18 protein-coding genes are annotated in these 20,517 nt (G+C 65.9%); 8 read left to right on the plus strand and 10 right to left on the minus strand.

Annotated features, from left to right (window positions below):
* Positions 1 to 90: 90 nt before the first annotated feature.
* Positions 91 to 2,286 carry an ATP-dependent DNA helicase DinG gene (gene dinG, locus BP68_RS10990; protein ID WP_496371599.1) on the minus strand — a complete coding sequence of 732 codons (2,196 nt, stop codon included), beginning with the start codon at positions 2,284 to 2,286 and terminating at the stop codon, positions 91 to 93.
* A 281-nt stretch (positions 2,287 to 2,567) separates the two neighbouring features.
* Here dinG and BP68_RS10995 point away from each other — a divergent pair, with 281 nt between their 5' ends.
* A complete protein-coding gene (locus tag BP68_RS10995) occupies positions 2,568 to 3,770 on the plus strand; it encodes a GGDEF domain-containing protein (protein WP_496371601.1) in 1,203 nt (400 codons plus the stop codon).
* A gap of 59 nt (positions 3,771 to 3,829) precedes the next feature.
* On the opposite strand, the gene BP68_RS11000 is transcribed toward BP68_RS10995, so the two are convergent.
* The 6 genes from BP68_RS11000 to BP68_RS11025 form a co-directional block, all read right to left on the minus strand.
* Positions 3,830 to 5,200 (minus strand): homoserine dehydrogenase, encoded by a 1,371-nt coding sequence (locus BP68_RS11000; protein ID WP_496371603.1) that lies wholly within the window; start codon positions 5,198 to 5,200, stop codon positions 3,830 to 3,832.
* Between the two features lie 352 nt (positions 5,201 to 5,552).
* Positions 5,553 to 7,148, minus strand: a complete 1,596-nt coding sequence (locus tag BP68_RS11005) for a gamma-glutamyltransferase family protein (RefSeq protein WP_496371605.1) — start codon at positions 7,146 to 7,148, stop codon at positions 5,553 to 5,555.
* 76 nt (positions 7,149 to 7,224) lie between these two features.
* Positions 7,225 to 7,635, minus strand: coding sequence for a YkgJ family cysteine cluster protein (locus tag BP68_RS11010; protein ID WP_496371607.1), 411 nt, complete (start codon positions 7,633 to 7,635; stop codon positions 7,225 to 7,227).
* Entirely contained in the window at positions 7,632 to 8,132 is a 501-nt protein-coding gene (locus BP68_RS11015; protein ID WP_496371609.1) for a GNAT family N-acetyltransferase, read from the minus strand. Before BP68_RS11015 ends, BP68_RS11010 begins: the two co-directional genes overlap by 4 nt.
* Before the next feature lie 109 nt (positions 8,133 to 8,241).
* Entirely contained in the window at positions 8,242 to 9,276 is a 1,035-nt protein-coding gene (locus BP68_RS11020; protein ID WP_496371611.1) for a Bug family tripartite tricarboxylate transporter substrate binding protein, read from the minus strand.
* Positions 9,277 to 9,582: 306 nt separating this feature from the next.
* Positions 9,583 to 10,227 (minus strand): helix-turn-helix domain-containing protein, encoded by a 645-nt coding sequence (locus tag BP68_RS11025; RefSeq protein ID WP_496371613.1) that lies wholly within the window; start codon positions 10,225 to 10,227, stop codon positions 9,583 to 9,585.
* Positions 10,228 to 10,448: 221 nt separating this feature from the next.
* Between BP68_RS11025 and BP68_RS11030 the strand changes: the two genes are divergently transcribed.
* The 3 genes from BP68_RS11030 (at position 10,449) to BP68_RS11040 (ending at position 14,965) form a co-directional block, all read left to right on the plus strand.
* Complete coding sequence (locus tag BP68_RS11030; RefSeq protein ID WP_496371615.1) at positions 10,449 to 11,894, plus strand: M81 family metallopeptidase; 1,446 nt, start codon at positions 10,449 to 10,451, stop codon at positions 11,892 to 11,894.
* Positions 11,895 to 11,974: 80 nt separating this feature from the next.
* Entirely contained in the window at positions 11,975 to 13,225 is a 1,251-nt protein-coding gene (locus BP68_RS11035) for an NAD(P)/FAD-dependent oxidoreductase (RefSeq protein WP_496371617.1), read from the plus strand.
* 318 nt (positions 13,226 to 13,543) lie between these two features.
* Positions 13,544 to 14,965 (plus strand): SH3 domain-containing protein, encoded by a 1,422-nt coding sequence (locus BP68_RS11040; RefSeq protein ID WP_496371619.1) that lies wholly within the window; start codon positions 13,544 to 13,546, stop codon positions 14,963 to 14,965.
* 329 nt (positions 14,966 to 15,294) lie between these two features.
* On the opposite strand, the gene BP68_RS11045 is transcribed toward BP68_RS11040, so the two are convergent.
* Both BP68_RS11045 and BP68_RS11050 read right to left on the minus strand, forming a co-directional pair.
* On the minus strand, positions 15,295 to 16,167 hold the full coding sequence (locus BP68_RS11045) for a nucleotidyl transferase AbiEii/AbiGii toxin family protein (protein WP_496371621.1): 873 nt from the start codon (positions 16,165 to 16,167) through the stop codon (positions 15,295 to 15,297).
* Entirely contained in the window at positions 16,148 to 17,170 is a 1,023-nt protein-coding gene (locus tag BP68_RS11050) for a type IV toxin-antitoxin system AbiEi family antitoxin (RefSeq protein ID WP_496371623.1), read from the minus strand. The genes BP68_RS11045 and BP68_RS11050 overlap by 20 nt, the downstream gene beginning before the upstream one ends.
* Before the next feature lie 159 nt (positions 17,171 to 17,329).
* Between BP68_RS11050 and BP68_RS11055 the strand changes: the two genes are divergently transcribed.
* Genes BP68_RS11055 through BP68_RS11070 form a run of 4 tightly spaced genes read left to right on the plus strand, consistent with a single transcriptional unit; the run spans position 17,330 to position 19,604 of the window.
* Positions 17,330 to 17,626: a type II toxin-antitoxin system RelE/ParE family toxin gene (locus tag BP68_RS11055; protein WP_496371625.1), complete on the plus strand. Its 297-nt coding sequence runs from the start codon at positions 17,330 to 17,332 to the stop codon at positions 17,624 to 17,626.
* A 16-nt stretch (positions 17,627 to 17,642) separates the two neighbouring features.
* Positions 17,643 to 18,761 carry a HigA family addiction module antitoxin gene (locus tag BP68_RS11060; RefSeq protein WP_496371627.1) on the plus strand — a complete coding sequence of 373 codons (1,119 nt, stop codon included), beginning with the start codon at positions 17,643 to 17,645 and terminating at the stop codon, positions 18,759 to 18,761.
* Positions 18,762 to 18,782: 21 nt separating this feature from the next.
* Positions 18,783 to 19,268: a hypothetical protein gene (locus BP68_RS11065; protein WP_338796682.1), complete on the plus strand. Its 486-nt coding sequence runs from the start codon at positions 18,783 to 18,785 to the stop codon at positions 19,266 to 19,268.
* A 48-nt stretch (positions 19,269 to 19,316) separates the two neighbouring features.
* The gene (locus BP68_RS11070; RefSeq protein WP_496371629.1) at positions 19,317 to 19,604 is read left to right on the plus strand and encodes a hypothetical protein; all 288 of its coding nucleotides are present in this window, start codon (positions 19,317 to 19,319) and stop codon (positions 19,602 to 19,604) included.
* A 55-nt stretch (positions 19,605 to 19,659) separates the two neighbouring features.
* On the opposite strand, the gene BP68_RS11075 is transcribed toward BP68_RS11070, so the two are convergent.
* Complete coding sequence (locus BP68_RS11075) at positions 19,660 to 20,502, minus strand: plasmid partitioning protein RepB C-terminal domain-containing protein (RefSeq protein WP_496371631.1); 843 nt, start codon at positions 20,500 to 20,502, stop codon at positions 19,660 to 19,662.
* Positions 20,503 to 20,517: the final 15 nt, after the last annotated feature.

Genomic DNA, 20,517 nt, shown 5'->3' on the forward strand with positions numbered 1-20,517 from the left:
TGTCGGTCAAAGGCGGCGTGCCGCCGTGCGCAGGCTGCGCAGAACGCCCGATTGTCGCCCCCCGTGCGTGGCAGGGGCGCGCGCGCCCGTTCAGCCCGCCGCGCGCCGCTGCAGGGTGAACGGCGGCAGGCCCTGCAGCAGCCGCTGGCCGTAGCCGGTGCGCACCAGGCGCTTGTCGTAGCAGTACACGTGGGCGCGGTCTTCCTCGGTGCGGATGGCGCGGCCCACCCATTGCGCCAGGCGGATGGCCGTGGCCGGCACCACCAGTTCGCTGAACGGGTCGCGCCCGGCGCCGCGCAGCCATTCGGCGCGGGCCTCGCCCACGGGGTCGTCGGGCGGGGCGAAGGGCAGCTTGGTAATGAACAGCGACTCGCACAGCGGGCCCGGCAGGTCCAGCCCCTCGCCGAAGGACTGCATGCCGAAGATGATGGACGGCTGGCCCTCGGCCACGCGCTCGCGGTGGCGCGCCAGCAACTGCTGGCGCGGCAGGGTGTTTTGCACCAGCACCACGGAGCGCATGGCGGTGGGTAGCTGGTCCACGGCCTGGCGCATCTGCTCGCGCGAGGTGAACAGCACCAGCGCGCCGGCCTCGACCAGGGCCAGGTCGGACAGCAGGGCGTCCACCATCTCGGCCGTGAAGGCCTGGGCGTCGCGCGGCTCGGCCTGGGTCTCGGTGGCCACCAGCGTGCCCTGCAGTGCGTAGTCGAAGGGGCTGGGCACGGCCAGGGTGGTCACGGCCCCTTCTTCGAGCAGGCCGTGCAGGCCGCTTTCGCGCAGGAAGAAGTCGAACTGCCCGCAGCTCGTCAGCGTGGCCGAGGTCAGCACCGCCCCGCGCACGGCCGACCACAGCTGGTGGCGCAGCGTGTTGCCGGGCAGCAGCGGGCTGGCGTGGGCGCGCACGACGATGAAGTCGCCCTCGACCTCCAGCGTGAACCATTTCGCGGCCGGCACGGCGCCCTCGGGCGCGTCCTGCAGCAGCAGCTGGGCGGCCGCGTGCACGCCCTCCAGCCGCGGCGCCAGCGCGCCGATCTGGGCATACAGGCTGGACAGGCGGCGCGCCTCGTCGGGCTTGTCGCGGATCTCGCTGCGCAGGGCCTTGGAGATGGCGCGCAGCGCGGTCAGGAAACCCTCGGCATGGTGCGCGGCCTGGCTGAAGGGCTCGACCAGCGCCTCGGGCAGGGCGCCGCCGGGCACGCGGGCGCGCGTGGGCGCGGCCGGACTGAAGTGGCGCCGGCCTGGCGCGGGCGCGCGCAGCTGCTCGCCGTACACGTCCATCACCAGCCGGGCCGCGTCCTGCAGCGCGGCGCGCAGGCGCGCCGCGTGGTTGGGGATGTCGGCGATGTCCTCCACCTCCACCAGCTGTCCGATGCGCAGCGCGCGGCTGGCCAGCTTGTCGATCCAGGTCAGGCGCGACAGGTCCGCCTCGCAGGCGAACTGCTGCAGCGCCGTGGCGGGCAGGTGGTGGGCCTCGTCGATGACCAGCAGGCAGTTGTCCAGCTCGGGCAGCAGCCGCGCGCCCAGCGACGACAGCAGCAGGTCGTGGTTGGCCACGATGACCTGCGCGGCCACCAGCTCCTTGCGCCGCTCGTAGTAGGTGCACTGACTGAATACCGGGCAGTGCTTGCCGGTGCACGAGCTGGCCTCGGCCGCCACGGGGCTCCAGACCTCGGGCTCGGGCGGCGTGTCGAGCGTGTCGCGGTCGCCGTCCCAGCCGCCGGTGGCCAGGGCGTCGGCCATGCTGGCGTAGAACTTCATGCGCGCCTCGGATTCATGGCGCGGGCGCTGGGGCCGCGCGGCGGCGGCCTCCTCGGGGAACAGATCGTCGTCGGGCAGATCGTCCTCGCCGCTGCTGCCGCCGCTGGCCAGGCGCTCCAGCTTGAGCTTGCAGATGTAGCGCCCGCGCCCCTTGGCCAGGGCGAACTGGAAGGGCTGCTCCATGCGCGCGGCCAGGGCGGGCAGGTCCTTGTGCACCAGCTGCTCCTGCAGCGCCACGGTGGCCGTGGAGATCAGCACCCGCGTGCCGCGCGCCAGGGCCGTGGCGATGGCGGGCACGCTGTAGGCCAGCGACTTGCCCACGCCCGTGCCGGCCTGCACCACGGCGATGGCGCGCCGGGGCGGCTCGGCGGCGTCATCCTCGGCCACCTTGCCTAGCTGGGCCTGGCCGAAGGTCTGCGCCACCTGCTCGGCCATGCGCCGCTGGCCCTCGCGGCTGCGAAAGCCCGCGGTGGACTGCACCACCGCCTCGAACGATTGCAGGGCCTGGCTGGCCCACAGGTCTGCGGACATGGGGGAGGGGGCGGAGATCAGCGGCGCCACTGTACTTTCATCCAGGCATGGTAGCCGATCGGGCCACGCCCTGTCGCCGGCGCAGGTCTTTTTGCTTCATTATTGATAGCGTTTTGCGCTTGATTGAAGGGCGTTGCATGCCTGTTTGGCTCAAAAATGGTCGCACCAGCGCGGCCCGCGCGGGCGCCGCGGACCGGCGGCGGCGCGGGCAGGCAATCCCTGCTGCGGCGGACATGCGGCTCATGCACAATGGGTCGACCGCTTCAGACTAGGAACGCACCGTGTCCAAGCTGCCCTCGCCCGACATACCGCTGCCGGACCACCCGGTGGCAGCGTATCGCAGTGAACTGGCCGGCCGCTTTCGCACGCTGCGCTTCGCGCAGGCCCTGGAGCCGGGTTTCATCGCCTACCTGCGCGCCTCCCAGTTCCGTTACCTCATCGGCTGCATGCTGGGCTCGCTGGCCGTGCTGGTGGCGTTCGCGGGGCTGGACATCCTGCGCTATCGCTACGTGGAGGGCACGCCCCAGGAGCAGGGGTTTCTGGCCGGGGTGCTCGTGCCGCGCTGGATCGTGATCGGCCTGCTGGGCGCCGGCACCTGGGCCGTGGCCACCCGGCGGGTGGGGCGCTTCACGGTGCCGGTGGTGCTGGGGCTGATGGTGCTGAGCGCCATCGTCAGCTTTGCCGGCATCAACACCCTGAGCGCCATGGGCCTGCCCCACGCGGCGGGCGTGGGCCTGCTGCTGGTGATGATCGTCTTCTACCCCTGCGGCCTGAGCTTCTACGAGTGCCTGAGCGCCGCCGCCATCACCGTGGTGGCCTGGCTGCTGCTGGGCCTGGCGATGCTGCCGCCGCCCCAGCAGGGGGCGCACTGGATGCAGTTCATGGTCATGCTGCTGGCCCTGGGCGTGGCGGCCATGAACGGCTACATGCGCGAGCACGCCATGCGCGAGCAGTACCTGATGCGCCACCTGCTGGACTGGGAGGCGGGCCACGACCCGCAGACGGGGCTGGCCAACCGGCGCACCTTCGGCGAGCGCGGCGCCGCGGGCCTGGAGCAGTCGCGGCGCTCGGGCGAGCCGCTGGCGCTGGCGCTCATCGACGTGGACCATTTCAAGGCCTACAACGACCACTACGGCCACCAGGCCGGCGACGAGGCGCTGCACCAGGTGGCGCGCCTGCTGGGCACCCTGGCCCGCCGGCCGCTGGACATGGCCGTGCGCATGGGGGGCGAGGAGTTCGCGGTGGTCGCCTACGCCGAGGATGCCCAGTCGCTCGGCCTGCGCCTGCAGCAGTTCCTGGAAGCGCTGCGCGCGCAGAACATCACCCATGCGGCGTCGCCCACGGCGCCCTGGCTCACGGCCAGCGTGGGCGTGGCCGTGGCCGATGGCGACGACACCCTCGACAGCCTCTACCAGCGCGCGGACACGCTGCTGTACCGCGCCAAGGCCACCGGCCGCAGCCGCGTGGAGGTGCAGGCCGGCTGATCGTTTGCTATTTAATTAATAGCTTATAGCGCTTGATGGATAAGCGCAAAACCCTGTTTTCATGGATTTTCATGCAGGCGCAGCCGCCGCACCGCCGCGCCCGTGCGCTCCTGCAGTTGCCGGGCCGCCCGCGCGGCCAGGGCGTCGGGCGCCGGGGCGGTGACCAGCAGCAGCGCGGGGGCGCCGCCCTCGGCCTGCGCCGGGCCCCAGGCGCGCCGCCGCACGGCCAGGCCGGCGCGGGCGAGCTGGCGCACGGCATCGGCCTCGCACAGCGCGGCGCCGGGCACCAGGCGCAGGAAATGCGGCACGCACACCTCGGCCATGGGCAGGGTGGCCGGCTGGGCCGCCGCGCGCGCATGCACGCCCAGGGCGGGCACGCCGGCGCCCGTGCGCAGGCGCGCCAGGTCCACCAGGTCGGCCAGCACGGCGCTGGCCGTGGGCTCGGCCCCGGCGCCCGCGCCGCTGTAGAACAGCGGGCCGGCGGCGTCGCCCTGCACCAGCAGGCCGTTGGTCACGCCGTTCACCTGGGCCAGCGGGTGCTGCGCCGGCACCAGGGCGGGGTGCACGCGCAGCTCCACGGCATCGCCCGTGCCGGCCGGGCAGCGGCGGGCGACGGCCAGCAGCTTGACCGCGTAGCCCAACTGCGCCGCCGCGGCGATGTCGCCGCGCTGCAGCGTGCGGATGCCCTCCACATGCACGGCGTCGAAGCGCACGGGCATGCCGAAGGCGTTGGCGGCCAGCAGGGCGAGCTTGTGGGCGGCGTCCTGGCCGTCCACGTCGAAGGCGGGGTCGGCCTCGGCATAGCCCAGGGCCTGGGCCTCGGCCAGCGCCGCGGCGAAGTCCAGGCCGTCGGCCTGCATGCGCGTGAGGATGTAGTTGCTGGTGCCGTTCAGCACGCCCGCCAGGCCGTCGATGCGGTTGGCCACCAGGCCCTCGCGCAGCATCTTGACGACGGGCACGCCGCCGGCCACGGCGGCCTCGTAGGCCAGCGCGCGGCCATGGCGCGCGGCGGCGGCGGCCAGCGCCTCGCCATGCTCGGCCAGCAGGGCCTTGTTGGCCGTCACCACATGCTTGCCGTGGGCCAGAGCGGTGAGCGCCCACTCGCGCGCGGCGCCGGTGCCGCCGGCCAACTCCAGCACCACGTCCACGCCGGGATCGGCCGCCAGCTGCAGCGGGTCGGCCAGCAGGCGCACGCCCGGGGCGTCGCCCAGCACGGCCGCCGCCCGGGCCGGGTTGCGCGCGGCCACGGCAACGATTTCGATGGCCCGGCCCGCGCGCGCCGCCACCAGGGCCTGGTTGCGCTGCAGCACCCGCCAGACGCCGCCGCCCACGGTGCCGATGCCGATCATGCCCACGCGCAGGGTGGGGGGCATGGCCGGCGCGTGGGGGGGCGTGCCGGTCGAGGGGCTGAGCGAGAGGGCTGCGGACATGGTCTTTCTCCAAACAAGGGCTGCAAAAGCCCACAAAAAAACCCAGCGGCCTGGGCTGGGTTTCGTTCGGAGGGGAATGAGACACCAGGGGCCGCCGGGGCGGCCACCTGCGCGTGCGCTAGGTCGCCGCGGTGGTGATGGTGCTAATCATTCGTGCGTTCACGCTGCTCGCGCAGGCCGGCGCCACGCCGGGAGCGGCGGTGCGGACAGCGGTGCGGATGTGCGGGAACGGCATGGCGTGCAGTGTAGCGCAAGCGCCGTCTTGCTTGATAATGCTATTTAATTTATAGCTATTCACGATTGTTGGATAAGCGTTTCAGGCCATTTTTGCTTGAAACTGGCGGTGCGTGGCTCAGCAGCCCACGGCCTGGCCGTCGCGGCGGTGGTCCGAGCCGGCGGCGTAGGCGCAGGGCTCGCCGGGCGCGGTGTGAAGCCGGCGCACGAGCTGCGCCGCGCCGAATTCCAGGCTGTCCGCGGCGGCCACGAGCGGCTCGTGTCCCAGCGTGCGCAGGCCCTCCACCACGGCGGCGGGCACGCTGTGCTCCAGCGTCAGCGCGCCCGCGTCGTTGATGCGCCAGCGCGGTGCGTCGGAGCAGGCCTGGGGGTTCAGGCCCTCCACGGCTTCGCGCAGCACCATCTGCACATGGCCCTGGGCCTGCATGTTGCCGCCCATCACGCCGAAGGCCATGTGGGGCTGGCCGCCGCGCGTCACGAAGGCGGGAATGATGCTGTGCATGGGCCGCTTGCCGCCCGCCACCTGGTTGGGGTGGCCCGGCGTGGTGACGAAGCCCATGCCCCGGTTGTGCAGCGCGATGCCGGTGCCCGGCACCACCACGCCCGAGCCGAAGCCCTTGAAGTTGGACTGGATGAACGACACCATGCGCCCCTGCGCGTCCGCCGTGCACAGGTACACCGTGCCGCCGCTGCCGGGCTGGCCGGCGGGGTACTGGCCAGCGCGCTGCGGGTCGATGAGCGCCGCGCGCTGGCGCAGGTAGGCCGGGTCCAGCAGCTGCGCGGGTGTGAGGCGCATGTGGGCCGGGTCGGCCACATGGGCGTACAGGTCGGCGAAGGCCACGCGCATGGCCTCGATCTCCAGGTGCATGCGCGCGGCCGAGCCGGGGGCCGTGGCGCGGTAGGGCAGATGGTCCAGCAGGCCCAGTGCCATGAGGGCGGCGATGCCCTGGCCGTTGGGTGGAATCTCGTGCACCGTGCGGTCGCCAAACGGCACGCCGATGGGCTCCACCCATTCCACCTGGTGCGCGGCCAGGTCTTCCAGCGCCAGGCCGGCGCCGTGCTGGCGCGCATAGTCGGCCATGGCGTGCGCCAGCCGGCCGCGGTAGAACGACGCGCCGCGCGTGCGGGCGATGTCCTGCAGCGTGTCCGCCTGGTCGGCAAAGCGCCAGACCTCGCCCGCCTGCGGCGCGCGCCCGCCGGGCGTGAAGGCCTCGAAGCCCGGCTGGCCCTGGAGGTCGATGGCCGCCTGTGCCCATTGGCGTGCGATCACGGGGCTGACCGGAAAGCCGTCCCGCGCATGGCGGATGGCGTCGGTGAACAGGTCTTCGAAGGGCAGGGCGCCGAAGCGCTCCGACAGCGCCGCCCAGGCCGCCACGCCACCGGGCGTGGTGACCGTGTCCCAGCCGATGCGCGGCATCTGCGGCAGGTGGGCGAAGCGCTCGGCCGTCCAGGCGCGGGGCGAGCGGCCCGAGGCGTTGAGGCCGTGCAGCCGCTGGCCGTCCCACACCAGCGCGAAGGCGTCGCCGCCGATGCCGTTCATCACGGGCTCCACCACCGTCAGCGTGATGGCCGCGGCCAGCGCCGCGTCGATGGCGTTGCCGCCGCGCGCAAAGGCCGCCGCGCCGGCCTGCGCGGCCAGGGGCTGGGAGGTGGAGACCACGTTGCGCGCCAGCACGGGCTGGCGGCCGGAGGGGTAGGGGAGTTGCCAAGACATGGGGGACGAGGGTGAAAGCAAGGTCGTGCGTCGATTGTGCCGCCGCCGTCTGGTCGCCAGGCCGCCGCAGCGTCCGTCAGCGCCGCTGCAGCGCCTTGGCGCCGTAGGCGCAGTAGCCGGGCTTGGGGCTTTTCTTTTGCGGGTGCAGGCGGCAGGTCTCGGGACGCTGCTCGTACACCGTGCACCGCCGCGTCGCGGGGTCGAGGAAATGGCAGTCCCCGCTGGCCCGCCGCGCCAGGGTGAAGACGGTGTTCTTGTGGTTGAAATGGTCGATCAGCCGGGCCTTCTGCAGCCGCTTGGCGATGTGCCGGGGCTCCTCGTGCGCAGCCTCGAACGCGTCCACCAGGCCCAGGCGCACCAGATCGGACAGCTGCACCTCCAGCGGCATGGTGCAGCAGTTGGCCGCGCAGCTCTCGCACAGGCCCGCGCGGTAGCGGGTCCAGGTGTCGAGCCGGTCCACGTCGACGATGGCGATGGGGGATCTCATGGCTGCAGGCCCGGTGCCTGCGCCGCCAGCGCCTGCAGTTCGGCACCCGTGAGGCGGTAGCGAATCCACTCGCTTTGCGGGCGGGCGCCCAGGCTGTCGTACAGCGCGATGGACGGGGTGTTCCAGTCCAGCACGCTCCACTCGAACCGGCCGCAATCCTGGTCCACGGCGATGCGCGCCAGGTGCCGCAGCAGCGCCATGCCCGCGCCCTTGCCCCGGTGGTCCGGCGCGACGTACAGGTCTTCCAGGTACAGGCCATGGCGGCCCTGCCAGGTGGAATAGTTGAAGAAGTACACCGCGAAACCCACGGCGGCGGTACCGTCTTCGCAGATCAGCCCGAAGACCTTGGGGTTCTCGCAGAACAGGGTGCGCTGGACATGCCCGTCGGTGGCCAGCACTTCGTGCTCGGCGTTCTCGTAGATCGCCAGTTCGCGCACGAAGCGCAGGATCAGCCCGGCGTCATCGGGGGTGGCTGGACGGATGGTCAGAGTGCTCATGCGAACGGTGGATGCGGGCAAGGGGGCGAGCATTTTAGTCGCCGCCCCTGCCGGCGGCGGATGCAGGGCCCTGGCCCACGCAGGCCGTTCGTCATGGCCTGCGGTCCGCTCAGTCGTTGCGCACGCCCAGCTTCTGGATGATGGGCTTCCACATGGCCGTGTCACGGTCCGCGAACTTCTTCACGTCGCCCACGGGGCCCAGCACCACCACCTGCTTGGCGGCCTCGTAGCGCTTGACGAGTGCCGGGTCCTGCAGGCATTGCTGGGTCTTTTCGTGCACCTTGTGGATGATGGCGCTGGGTGTCCCGCTCTTGGCCACGATGGCTCCCCAGCTGCCGTGCGACAGCTCCGGTGCGTTCAGCACCTCGTTGATGGTCGGCACGTTGGGCAGCTCGGGCATGCGCTTTTGGCCAAAGATGGCCAGGGCCTTCACCTTGCCGGCCACCGCCTGGGGGAGGGCGGTGCTGGCGACGAACAGGCCCAGGTCGATCTGGTCGCCGGCCAGGGCCGTGATGCCCGCGGGCTCGCCCTGGAAGGGCACGTGGGTGAACTTCGCCTGCATGCGTTCCGCCAGGATGGCCTGCATCAGATGCGCGGGCGAGCCGTTGCCCGGGGAGCTGAAGTTCAGGCCGCCCGCGGCGGTCTGGGCCATTGGGGCGATGTCGCCGAACGCGGAGATTTTCGAGTTGGGGCCGGTGGCCAGGATGTAGGGGGCGGTCACCAGCAGCGAGATGGGGTCGAAGTCCTTCTCGGGATAGTACGGCTGCTTGGCGTAGATGTAGGGCGTGATGGCGAAGTGCGACATGCCCGCGAAGAACAGGGTGTAGCCATCGGCGGGGCTCTGCTTGAGCGTCTGGATCGCGGGAATGCCGAATGCGCCGCCGCGGTTGTCCACCACGATTGGCTGCGACAGCTTGGGGCCGATGCAGTCGGCCCACATGCGGGCGATGTTGTCCGAGCCACCTCCCGCGGCGGCGGGAACGATCAGGCGGATCGGCTTTTGCGGCCAATCGGTGGCCTGCGCATGGGCGCTTGCTGCCGCCGCCAGGCAGGCCGCAGACACCACGCCGCCCTGCGTGATGCGCTGCATCCACCGGCGCGGCTGGGTCGTGGGCTGACTCTGGATTTGAATCGTATTTGTCATTGTGAATCCTTGAACCGAAGAGAGGGACGACGATGGCGGCGAATCTGGCAGCGCCCACCGCAGAGGTCTCCAAGCCGGTGAGCGGGGCAGCATCCCGGCATGCCGCAAGGGCCACATGCACGGCGCCTGGCAGCCGAGAATTTCCAGATATGCAAAATACGAACCAAGGCTGCCCACCAAGCCAGGCGGGCATGGCGGTCTGGGTTCCTATCGAGGCCTCGGGGCATGATAGCGGAATTTTGCATATGTGCAAAAACTGCCGCAGTGCGGAATACCCGCATGCACGGGCGCTGGGCGGGGACGCCGCTAGGGTGCGAACTCTCCACGCCGGCTGGCGATCTCTTCCGTGAGCACGGCAACCACCTTGGCCAGTTGGCGGCTGGTGGACACATAGGCATGGCCGATGCGGCTGTCGAAGTACAGCGAATCGCCCCGCGACAGCTGGATGCAGTCCCCGTTGTCGAAATGCACGTCGATCGCGCCGCTGATGACATACACGAACTCTTCGCCGTCATGCTTGGCAAAGCTGGCCGGGCCCTCGATGGCGCGGGAATGGATGGTGGCCAGTACCGGGCTCATCTTCTTGCCGGAGGCGGTCGTGCCCAGGAACTCGTACGACACGGTGCGGCCCTTGTAGCTCACGCCGTCGCCTGCGCGCGTGACCACCGGCTTGGTGAAGGGCGCCGGCTTGTGGCCGACATTGGCGAAAAGCTCCCCGATGTCGATCTGCAGGGCCTGGCCCAGGGCGGAAATGTTGTCGTAGCCCAGCGCAATCTGGCCGCGCTCCGCCCGCGAGATGGTGGTGATCGACACCCCCGAGATATCGGCCAGCTTCTGCAGCGTCCAGCCGTACTGCTTGCGTGTCTGCTTCAGGCGCTCTCCGAACGTCACGCGGTCCAAGGTCGCCGGCGTTGCTGGCTTGGGGGCTGGCGGGTTGTTGTGGGGCTTCACGGTGTTCGGGGTGTGGGGCTGCGGACAGGTTCGCACTGTACCGAACCGCACCGCGGCCCCGGTGCGGCGGAGTGCAGCGCAACGCCGAGCCGGAGAGGGCATGCGTGAAATTTGCGTATATGCAAAATTGGATGCTAGACTTTGCGCCTTCACCCGCACGCCGCCGGCATGGGCCTGTGCGCAACCGACGGGCATGTGCTCCGGCAAGAAAGGCATCCGCGATGCGCGTTTTTAGCGGCACCCTCGCAACGGAAACCAATACGTTCGGCCCCATGCCGACCGGCATCACCTCGTTCAAAGACCGAGCCTACTACCCCGCAGGGCAGCACCCCGACCGCCTGACCATGTTCTCCGGGCCCCTGTGGGCCGCGCGCATGCGCGGCAAGGAGCGGGGCTGGCAACTGCATGAGGGGCTGGTGGCCGCATCGCAGCCCAACGGCATCACCACCCGCGAGGCCTATGAGAGCCTGCGCGATGAACTGTTGGCAGACCTGGCGAAGGCGATGCCGGTGGACATGGTGCTCCTGGGCCTGCACGGCGCCATGGTGGCGGACGGCTATGACGACTGCGAAGGCGACCTGCTCACCCGCGTCCGGCAGATGGTGGGCCCGAAGGTGGTCATCGGCGCCGAGCTGGATCCGCACAACCACCTGACCGATGCCATGGTGCAGGCGGCCAACCTGCTCATCGCCTTCAAGGAATATCCCCACACCGACATCCTGGAACGCGGGCTGGAGCTGGTGGACCTGTGCGCCGCGACCGTGGAGGGCCGCATCCGGCCCGTGGCCGCCGTCGTGGACTGCGCCATGATTGTGCTGATGCACACCACGCGCGAGCCCGCCCGCGGCTTCGTGGACAAGGTGTCGAGCCTGGAAGGCAAGGATGGCGTGCTGTCGATCTCCATCACGCATGGCTTTCCGTGGGGCGATGTGCCGGGCATGGGCACCAAGATGCTGGTCTACACCGACGGCGACGCGGCCAAGGCGCAGGCCTGCGCAGCCCGCCTGGCCGATGAACTCATCGGCATGCGCGAGCAGCTGAATGTGGAATACCCCGACGTGCAGGCGTCCTTGGACCAGGCGCAGGCGACGGACGGCACCGTCATCCTGGCCGATGGCGCCGACAACCCAGGCGGCGGTGCGGCCGGTGATTCCACATTCATCCTGGAAGAGATCATTCGCCGTGGCGTGGGCCAGGTGGCCGTGGGGCCCGTGTGGGACCCGGTGTCCGTGCGCATCGCGTTCGAGGCCGGCGTGGGCGCGGCCATCAACCTGCGCATCGGGGGCAAGATAGGCCCGCTGTCGGGCAACCCGCTGGACGTGAGGTGCACGGTCAAGGCCCTTCGGCGCGACATGGTCATGACGGCGCTGGCGAACTCCACGATGGCCATGGGGGACTCGGCCCTGGTGGACGTTGACGGCATCGAGATCGTGCTGGTCACCATCCGCGCCCAGGCCGTGAACACCGATCTGTTCACCCAACTGGGCTGCGACCTGGCGGCCAAAAAACTCATCGTGGTGAAATCGTCGCAGCACTTCTACGAGTCGTTCACCCGGATCACGCCCCACGTCATTTACGTGGGAGCGCCGGGTGCCGTATCGCAGGACTACCGCACGTTGCCGTACCGCAAGATCCAGCGCCCCAAGTGGCCGATGGACCCGGCCTGACGGCCGCCGGGCCGATACCGGCCGGGTACCCCCGCTACCACCGCGTGAAGCTTGCGGGCGCGCGCCCGCATGGATGTGGCATGAATATGAAAAGAAAAGAAATCATCGTTGTGGGCGCAGGCATCGTGGGCGTCAGCACGGCGCTTGCGCTGCAGGCCCGTGGGCACCATGTGGTCCTGCTCGACCGGCAGGAGCCGGGGCGCGGCGCGTCCTTCGGCAATGCCGGCCTGATCCAGCGGGAGGCCGTTGAGCCCTACGGCTTTCCGCGCGACATGCCCACGCTGGTCGCAGCAGCGCTGGGCCGGCTGAATGCCATTCACTACCATGCCTCGGCCCTGCCCGGGCTGCTGCGCCCGCTCTTTCAGTACTGGCGCAACTCCGCCGCGCAGCGCTACCGGCACATCGCGGCCGAGTACAGCGCGCTGATCGCACACAGCACCGCCGAACATGCGCCGTGGATCGAGGCCGCCGGCGCAGGCCATCTGATCCGCAAGCAAGGCTGGCACGAAGCCTACCGAACGCACCGCGAGTTCGACAAGGCCGCACAAGATGCCGAACGCATCCGCGCCGCGTACGGCCTGGCCGGCCGCGCCGTGGGCTCGCAGGAACTGGCGGCCATAGAGCCCGCGCTGATCAAGCCCATGGCGGGCTCCATCCTGTGGCAAGACCCCTGGAGCGTGGCCAACCCAGGTGAGCTGGTGCAGCTGTACGCCAAGCTGTTCATGCAGCGCGGCGGCGAATTCAAGACCGACCCGGGGCTTGAACTGCAGCCAACCCCGTCAGGCTGGTCCGCCCAGGGCGCAGGCCAGGCCGTGACGGCAGAAGAGGCCGTGATAGCGCTGGGCGCTTGGTCGTTTGCCGCGGTGAAGAAGCTGGGCTATGGCCTGCCGGTGTTTGTCAAGCGCGGCTACCACCGGCACTTCAGGCAGCCCGGGGGCTTCGGCATTTCCATGCTGGATGCGGAAAACGGCATCATGCTGGCCCCCATGAACACCGGCCTGCGCATGGCGACGGGGGCAGAGTTTGCCCACCTGGACGCACCAGCGACACCGGTGCAAATCCGGCGCTCAGAGGCCCTGGTGCGCGAAATCGTGCAGCTTGGCGACCCGGTGGAGCAGGAGCCATGGCTGGGCGCGCGCCCCTGTACCGCAGACATGAAACCCCTTGTGGGGCCGGCACCCCGCCACAAGGGGCTGTGGTTCAACTTTGGCCATGGGCACCAGGGCCTGACGCTGGGGCCCGCTTGTGCCCGGCTGCTGGCAGAACAGATGGATGGCGAGCAGACCTTTGTTGCTGCGGGGCCCTACTTGCCTAGCCGGTTTCGAGGGTAGGGCTGGGCATGCGCTGTAGGTGGCGGTGCTTCACCCGGTGCCAGGTTTGTAGTGGTCGCTGCCGCTAATAACAGCGTCGAGACCTATAGGCTATCGCTCCATAGCAGTCATCCAAGCACATATTGCAAATCTTGCTCCGCGTGATTCGGCGCAGTATGAAAAATCGACATCAACGCTCATAGATACCCCGGAGCCGTTGGGAATGTCAGCCTGACTTAAGCCAACCAGCCTCCGCAGAAACCGGGGCAGTACAGGGGGGCATCTGGTCTCCGAGTTACTTCTCGTGTGGCGCCTGAACCTGTCGGGCAAAATCATTTCATGGCCGACGAGCACGCTCCCCCTAAGCCCGAAACAGCGCCCGGAAAGATGGCGGACGCCGCTAGGCGCGCCACAGCCCGCCACCGCGAGGTAGATGCGCTTCAGAAGATGCGCGACGAGATGGCGGGTCCGCTGAGCGCGGCTGCCGAGCTGCAAGACCAAATCGACAGGATGCTGGGGCCGACCCGCGAACTGGAAAGGATGCAGAAGCAGTTCGACGCAATCAACGGTTTCGGTACCCTCACTGCCACCAAAGAACAGCTCGACAGGGTGGTGGGCGTCACGAGCGCCAAAGCCATGGAGGAGCAGCTCAAGGACCTGACGTACTACCCCGAGTTGGACACGAAGAAGAAGCACCTCGAGGTGCTTACTGACATGCATACGACGGCTAGGCTACAGGTGCAACTGGACGGGCTGCTGGGCAACGGCGGTGCCATTGAGCTGGCACGGCAGCACCTGGCAGGCATCGCATCTACTTCGAAAGCCATGCAGGAGCAGCTCGACCGTATCAGGGGCCGCACGGCGTGGCTAAACGCGAAGGAGACGTCCGAGCGCGCATCTATTACGTCGATGGATTCGGTCCGGGAACGGCTTGAGGCGCAGCTAGGCGGATACGCGAAGGCTGCGGGCCTGGACGCCTTGGAATCCATCTCGCGGCTCGCTGCCCAGCAGTCCCTCGTGCCGCAGATTGACCCGTTCTGGGCGCGCATGCGCGACGAGTACGCTTCGATGGTGCCGACCGCAGCCAGCCTCGCGGAGGAGATGCGTCGGCAGCACGTGTCGATTATCGACGGCATTGTCGCCCAGGCGCTGAGGCCGGCCTTCGGTAGCGCCTCACCGGACGCTCGCCAAGCGATTCTTGACAGCATCGCTGGTATTGGCGGCATCCGGGACGTTCTGGCCAACCCGTCCCCGGAGTTGCGAGAGCAGGCGCAGGCCGTCGGGAAAAGAGTCGCTGCGGAAGCCCTGACGCAAGCCACGCCGGAGGACGCGCTAAAGCGCGTGGTCGAACTGCTGGAGCAGCAGCAGGAAGGGCCTCTCAGGTCCGTCCTGATTTACATCATCTACCCCCTCATCGTCGGGCTTGTGCTGGCCTTTGTTACGCCGGTAGCGCCTCCGTTAGTGAGCAAGTGGCGGGAGGACAGTCCGCAGGGAGCAGAGAAGCAGGCGGCGGGGAAGGTGGTGCGTGAAGCCGGTGGAAAGGTCGTGTTGGCTGATTACCGGCTGGTGGCCGCCCAACCCGCACTGGTAGTGCGCGAATCGCCTGCGGCGCTGGGCAAGCAAATGGGGCGTCTCGAGTTTGGGACAGCAGTACGCGTCGTGAAGGAGGAGGGTGCCTTCACCCTGGTGGAGTGGCGAGGCGAGAACGACACAATCCTCGCCGGGTGGGTCTTCACGCGGTACCTGAAGAAGTTCAAGTGAAGAGCCCCTGGGTGCTCGGCAGAAACCGGAGCGGATTGCTTGGAAGGATTCGTCTGAACTTCCCAGAACACCCCGGCGCGGCGAGTGCGCCAAGCACCCTAAAGGCGCCGCGCGCGAGGAACTTGTGCAGCGTTGCCCTAAGGCAAAAGCCCCATAAGTTTCTCAACTTATGGGGCTCGTTTTCTCAGCTTATGCGTTTCTCTACAGCAAACATCTGTAGGTTCTCACTGAACCTGCAAACCTTGAGCCTTGCGAGCCAATGGCATTTGCACATTCAGTAGGAACGGCTCTAGGAGTCATTCTCATAAACTTGCAAAGATCCTATATTGTTACTGGCCGAGTTCACTCAGTTGTTTGAGGAAGCTCGTGCGGAATCCTTCCAGGTACTGGGTATACCTCTGCTCATCTTCGCGACTGTGCGATGCTGCTTTCGCTCGGATGATCTGGTCGATCAACTCCTGTTGCAACACCCCGTTTTCAAGGATGGCTTTGGCGAAAGCCGCAGTATCGTTTCCCGACTGTAGCGCTGCGTCCTTGCCAAGCAAGTAGGCGCCTGCCAATTCAGGGTTGTAGTCGACAGCTTCCATCAGCTCCGACTCGCTCTGATAGAGCCGATCCATATTGTCGGCGGCAGCATAGTTCTGTACGATGAACAGCAGATCGGTGGCGTCCTTGTTGGAAAACTTGCGACGGTCATGCCATGCGATGAGTTTGAGCACGGCAAGGGCCGGAAGGGCACATGTCCTGATGACCAGTCCCCCACCGAGGTCTACTACCAGCGCACTACGATACGCGTCCTCAAACCCTGCCACGTTGAGCACTACGTCATTGCCTGGAGGCCACGCAATCTCGCCTACAGGGTGCTCAATGCCGCCAAACGGGATCAGATCTAGTGGGATACCTGTTGGAGATCCGTAGTGCAGCCGATGGGGCTTGCCAGGCACTGTGTGGAACAAGCCCTTCTCAACCAGCACATCTTTCAGTTGCTGGAAGCGGTCCCAGCCGTCAAGGTAGAGCCCGAGGTCCACGTCGCGTGTTGCGCGTTTCACCTCCTGCCCGAAGACGTGGGTCAGGATGATGTCCCGAGCCATGGCGCCGCCCACGAAGAACGGAATTTCCAGTGCATCGGTAGCGTTGCGCGCCTGTTCCAGGATCGCGCGCAATGTAGGGTCTATGTCGCGGTCAGGAAGTCGTTTCAGCATCGAAGATGTCTTTTCTCAGTAGGTTTGCCACCTCGCGGTTGCGGCCATCCAGGCTGGTCATGAGGTCCGCGTAGATCAGCAGTAAAGGTGCGATGGGCTCAGCGTTGAAACTGGGAGGCGCCCAAAAGGCGTCGAGGATTTCAACAGTGCCGTTGGGATCGGGTCGTAGGCGATGCTGCATCAACAATCTTCCTCGATCCTTCCAGCAGTAGATGGTGATCTGCTCGGGCTGGAGATATGAGGTCTTGAGCGCGGCACCCGCCTCGCCCCCCCAAGCCGCTTCTTCCGGCTGCAGCTTGACATCCTTCCACCACCATCCATTCTGCGGTGCATACCGCTGAGGCTTGAGCTTGTTGCGCAGTGCGATGGGGTAGTTGCGGGCCCACTCGGTCCGCAGGGTGTCAACAGCGAGAAGTCTGCGGCTTTTGGTATCACCTGGGCTCAAGTGGCCCAGGCGTCGTAGACCTTCCATCGCCTTCGCAGCGGAGCCGAGTGAGACCCCCGCCTTTGTCGCAATGTCGCGGATTGGGCTTCCCGGCATGTTAGGTTCTGTCAGCAAAGTGAAGATGACCCGCAGGGCGCTTGCAGACCCCATCACCTCATGGCCAGATCCAACAGGCTCTTGTTCAAGCCGTTGCTTGCCCGTGATAAAGACATAACAACCGGGAACGTCGATGAAGGCGTTCCCAGCTGTGTCTATGAAGTTCAACCCGGCTTCCTGGCAAAGGGCGGCATTTGTCTTCGACATGTACGGAACAACAACAAGCCAACTTGGGTGACGAGAGATTGTTGAACTACGGGCTGCCTGTGCTCTCAGGGTTTCAATACGCACAACCGTTTTTACTTCCACCGCGAACCGGTGAGCTGGACCTTCCCTAATGCGTAGTGCAAGGATGGCATCCGCATCGCCAGGTGATGAAAGACTCTCTCTTTCAATAACCTTCCAGCTCAAAGGAGGGCTGGTGGCCTCCATCGCCTTGATGAGAATGTCGCTTTTGTTCATTTGTACGCTATGTTCATTGCGGATGAACACCCATCATAAATGAACAATGCTCGACAGAACCTAACGCCGTTGCATGCAAATTTATATTGAAGCACCATCTTTACACGTGGTGTAAATATGGTGTTGACTGAATAAGCCGTTTTGTCTAGACTCGTTCTCATGGAAGTGGAGTTCGACGATGACAACCTAGACCGCCTCGAGACCGACCCGCAGTTCACTGCCGGCTTCTCGCAGGAGATTGTTCGGGCGTACCGAAAACGGATGCAGCAGATTCGAGCGTTTCGAGATGAGCGTGATTTCATGGCCTTGAAGTCGTTGCACTTCGAGAAGCTAAAAGGGGATCGTCAGGGACAGCACTCAGTGCGGCTGAACGTGCAGTGGCGCTTGGTCTTGGAAATCCGTGGAGATCACCCTTGCAAGGTCATCGGCATCGTCGAAATCGTTGACTACCACTAGAAGTTTTGGAGAGCCTATGAACGCACGAGTACCCGCCGAAGTGTTCCCGCCAGGCGAGTTCCTGCGAGAGGAACTGGAGGCGCGGGACTGGAGCCAGCAGGAGCTGGCAGACATCTTGGATCGCCCGCCACGGCTTGTGAGCGAGCTCATAGCAGGCAAGCGAGCCATTACGCCGGAAACGGCCAAAGGCCTCGGGGAGGCCTTTGGCACGTCGCCGGAATATTGGATGAACCTGGAGAGCCAGTACCAGCTTTCCAAGGTGACTGTGCCCAACGACAACGTAGCGCGCAAAGCCCGCCTGTACACCCAGTTTCCGGTACGCGAGATGCTGCGCCGTGGATGGGTGCGGGCCAGCGAGAGCATCGAGGTCCTGGAGCAGCGTTTTTGCGAGTTCTTCGACATCGCGGATGTCACGGCGACTCCTCAGTTGAGTCACGCGGCGAAGAAGGCGCATGCCATGGCAGACACCACGCCGCTGCAGCTCGCATGGCTGTTTCGGGTGCGCGCCATCGCAAGTCAGCAAGTTGTGCCGACATATTCGAAGGCAAAGTTGCTGTCAGCTATCGAGAAGCTAAGAGCACTGATCCTCGCTCCGGAAGAGATTCGCAACGTCCCGCGCATCCTTGCAGAAGCTGGCGTACGGCTGGTCTTTGTCGAGCCGTTGGTGGGGTCGAAGATAGACGGTGCTTGCTTCTGGCTGGACAGCAATGCGCCAGTAGTTGGCATGACGCTGCGGTTTGATCGTATCGACAACTTCTGGTTTGTACTTCGTCACGAGCTTGAGCATGTTCTGCGCGAGGATGGCAAGGCAGAGAACCGCGCGGTCATCGACACTGATGTTGGGGACTCGAAAGCCGACCTGCCCGAGTGTGAGCGTTTGGCAAACGCCGCAGGGGCCGACTTCTGTGTCCCAAAGGCCGAGCTGGATGACTTCGTTGCGCGAGTACAGCCCTACTTCTCTGAAGAAAGAGTGCTTCGGTTTGCCCAACGCATCCAGGTCCATCCGGGGCTGGTGGTCGGCCAGCTACAGCGTCGCCTCGACCGCCACGACTTCCTGCGCAAGCACCAAGTGAAGATACGTGCATTCATACTGCCCTCAGCCGACGTTGACGGCTGGGGATCGTTCACCGAGTAACCACCGCCATTGGAGATTCACATGTCCGCGTATGGAAATCAGGTCAAGGCATACATTGAGCGCTATCAGTCCGAGGTAGGAGGCGACGGTTTGCTCGATCCTCATGCTGTCGCAGAGTGGGCGTACAGAAACGGCCTGCACAAGCCAAGCGTGCGCACCGTGGTCGATGCGATTGCTTCAGACGTTTCACAATACTTCCGTGAAGAGTACCGCACCGATGAAAACGGGCAGCGTTATCGGGCCAAGCATGCGGTGCGATTCAAGAAGGGCGACCGCACGATGTCACTGTGGGCGGACATGGACGACGAGAAAGCGCCTCGGTCACATTTCGTCAAGTCGTTCGGACAACGACGGCAGCAAATCGTCGGCGACTGTTTCCAGCTCAAAACTGATGTGGATGTCTACAACGGCAAAAACCAGGACAAAGACCCGATTCAGGTTCCCCTGAATTTCACCCTTGACGTCGAGGAGCTGCAGCTCCCGCTTAAAGGAAAGAAGGCCGCCTGAAGACGTTTCAACGACTTTGCTCTGACCTGCACACATGGAGGACAAGACATGCCGATTGCCGAAGCGATCCGGACTCAGCATCTGTTGACTTTCAACTATGACGGGTACATGCGCACAGTCGAGCCACACACGTATGGCACTGACCGGAAAGGGAACCGCGCTCTACGGGCCTATCAGGTGGGGGGCGGCAGTGAGTCCGGTGAGCGTATAGGTTGGAAAATTTTCCATGAGCGCGACATGAAGGGTCTCGCGGTACTTCCCCATTCTTTCCAAGGACCGCGCCCCGGTTACAAGCGCGCGGACCAACTGTTTGCGCGCATCAAAGCGCAACTTTGAAGCGATGTATTAGGCGCGCGGCAGTGCTGACGCGCTCCCGATGGAGCTCAAATACTCAAGCCTCCACGGTCGTCATCTCCACGATCTTGGCAAACTCTTCCAAGACCTCTGGGAAGTGGGTCTGCATGTACCGCAGCACGCGCGCGTTGTCTACGAGCTTGACGATGTAGCCTCGGGCGATCATCAAGTGCAGCATGTCCTCGCTGTGCGATTGCTCGGCCAGCTTGTACTGCCCCAGCAGGTTGGTCATCTCGTTTTCCATCCGCGCCACCTGCTCTTGCGACATCGCGGCGCTGCGAACCATCTTCTTGCCGCCGACCAGCATTTCTTCTGGTGTCGCTGCGAGCATCGCACGGGCGTAGCTGGCGGTCACCGTGTTGGCGGCCACCATGAGTTCGGCACACTCGACTTGGCGAGTGGGCTTCATACGTCGCAATACAGCAGTGACTTCTGTCGAGAATTGGTGGTCTTTCAGAATCCTGGCCACCTCATCACAAATGCCGTCGAGCAGGCTGCGCTTCTTTTGCAGCAAGCTCACATCAATGCACAACCCCTTGGCTAGCTTCGCTGCAGAAATGCCACGATCCATCGCGCGGCGGATCATGATGTGCTCTTGGATAGTCGACAGGCGGTTCAGCTGGTTGTTGTACGTGAAAGACTCGTCGTCGGTGGAGACCAGGCAGGGAATCTCATTGAGCTCCAGCTCTTTCATGGCCATTAAGCGCAAATGCCCGTCTAGGATGAGATGACGCGAGGTCTTGCGGTCGACAGCTGTGACCACCAGGGGCTCAATGAGACCGATCTCGGCGATGGATTCTTTGATCTGCCGGAACTTGTGCGTCGCCGTGATCTTTTGGTCGAGCTTGGCCGACGGAAGAATTCGGTCGACCTCAATCATGAGCGGTTTGGGCAG

Source organism: Diaphorobacter oryzae DSM 22780, assembly GCF_059568935.1.

Coding starts and splice junctions, on each gene's coding strand:
- dinG (WP_496371599.1), bottom strand. CDS start 2,286: ATGTCCGCAGACCTGTGGGCCAGCCAGGCCCTGCAATCGTTCGAGGCG.
- BP68_RS11000 (WP_496371603.1), bottom strand. CDS start 5,200: ATGTCCGCAGCCCTCTCGCTCAGCCCCTCGACCGGCACGCCCCCCCAC.
- BP68_RS11005 (WP_496371605.1), bottom strand. CDS start 7,148: ATGTCTTGGCAACTCCCCTACCCCTCCGGCCGCCAGCCCGTGCTGGCG.
- BP68_RS11010 (WP_496371607.1), bottom strand. CDS start 7,635: ATGAGATCCCCCATCGCCATCGTCGACGTGGACCGGCTCGACACCTGG.
- BP68_RS11015 (WP_496371609.1), bottom strand. CDS start 8,132: ATGAGCACTCTGACCATCCGTCCAGCCACCCCCGATGACGCCGGGCTG.
- BP68_RS11020 (WP_496371611.1), bottom strand. CDS start 9,276: ATGACAAATACGATTCAAATCCAGAGTCAGCCCACGACCCAGCCGCGC.
- BP68_RS11030 (WP_496371615.1), top strand. CDS start 10,449: ATGCGCGTTTTTAGCGGCACCCTCGCAACGGAAACCAATACGTTCGGC.
- BP68_RS11035 (WP_496371617.1), top strand. CDS start 11,975: ATGAATATGAAAAGAAAAGAAATCATCGTTGTGGGCGCAGGCATCGTG.
- BP68_RS11040 (WP_496371619.1), top strand. CDS start 13,544: ATGGCCGACGAGCACGCTCCCCCTAAGCCCGAAACAGCGCCCGGAAAG.
- BP68_RS11045 (WP_496371621.1), bottom strand. CDS start 16,167: ATGCTGAAACGACTTCCTGACCGCGACATAGACCCTACATTGCGCGCG.
- BP68_RS11050 (WP_496371623.1), bottom strand. CDS start 17,170: ATGAACAAAAGCGACATTCTCATCAAGGCGATGGAGGCCACCAGCCCT.
- BP68_RS11055 (WP_496371625.1), top strand. CDS start 17,330: ATGGAAGTGGAGTTCGACGATGACAACCTAGACCGCCTCGAGACCGAC.
- BP68_RS11060 (WP_496371627.1), top strand. CDS start 17,643: ATGAACGCACGAGTACCCGCCGAAGTGTTCCCGCCAGGCGAGTTCCTG.
- BP68_RS11065 (WP_338796682.1), top strand. CDS start 18,783: ATGTCCGCGTATGGAAATCAGGTCAAGGCATACATTGAGCGCTATCAG.
- BP68_RS11070 (WP_496371629.1), top strand. CDS start 19,317: ATGCCGATTGCCGAAGCGATCCGGACTCAGCATCTGTTGACTTTCAAC.
- BP68_RS11075 (WP_496371631.1), bottom strand. CDS start 20,502: ATGATTGAGGTCGACCGAATTCTTCCGTCGGCCAAGCTCGACCAAAAG.